This window comes from Pseudomonas sp. P4_C3, from assembly GCF_056402075.1.
This window is the reverse complement of sequence record NZ_JBFUIC010000767.1, coordinates 1-663: the sequence shown is the minus strand read 5'-3', so window position 1 is coordinate 663 and position 663 is coordinate 1. Positions and strand designations below refer to the sequence as shown.

Sequence of the window (663 nt, the reverse complement as noted above, 5' to 3'; positions counted from 1 at the left end):
GTCCTTTGACCTCGGTGTTCACCTTGAATGAAGCGTTTCATGGGCAGCCCTTGCGATGAAATCCGGGGCAATCATAGCAAGGGTTGGCTTTGGCGTTTTGACACACTCTGGGCCATGGATGGCCGATGGCGGCGGGCCCACGGAGCAGGACCGGAGCGAGGGGATGCCGAGCCACGGCGAGGCACCGAATGTAAGGGGCAAAGCGCTTTGGTTACTTTCGCGCTTTTCGAAAGTGACCCGCCGTCAGGGCGGAACCCTAAGTGGCCGTTACCGCAGCAATGAATATGTACACCAGGAAGAAAATGCTCGGCCGTMAGGTCGCCATCGCTGGCAAGCCAGYTYCTACAGGTATCGGTRTTCCCCGGGATTGCGTGAAGAACCAAAATTTAGGGTTTTACCGCGCATCGGCACGTGGACTGACAGGTTGATCACGCGACGGTGACAAATTTTCTACATTTGAGCCTTCATGATTTGCGCTGCTCATGCGTCTAGTCTTGCAAGAGCGTCCACTTTTTCCTGATCRGGCTCTGAAAAGGAGTTTTGCAATGTACAACTCGCAACTGCCAATGGACGGTAGCAATGCGCCAAAGGGTACTTCCATGGGAGTCGGCGTATTCGAGCCGCGTACCGATCGTCAGCGCAACGAACGGATCAGGATCCTGC

1 pseudogene is annotated in these 663 nt (G+C 55.3%); it reads left to right on the top strand.

Going from position 1 to position 663, the window contains the following annotated elements:
- Positions 1–545: 545 nt before the first annotated feature.
- Positions 546–663, top strand: a pseudogene (locus tag AC1DVH_RS32330) (fe2+ zn2+ uptake regulation protein); the annotation flags it as partial.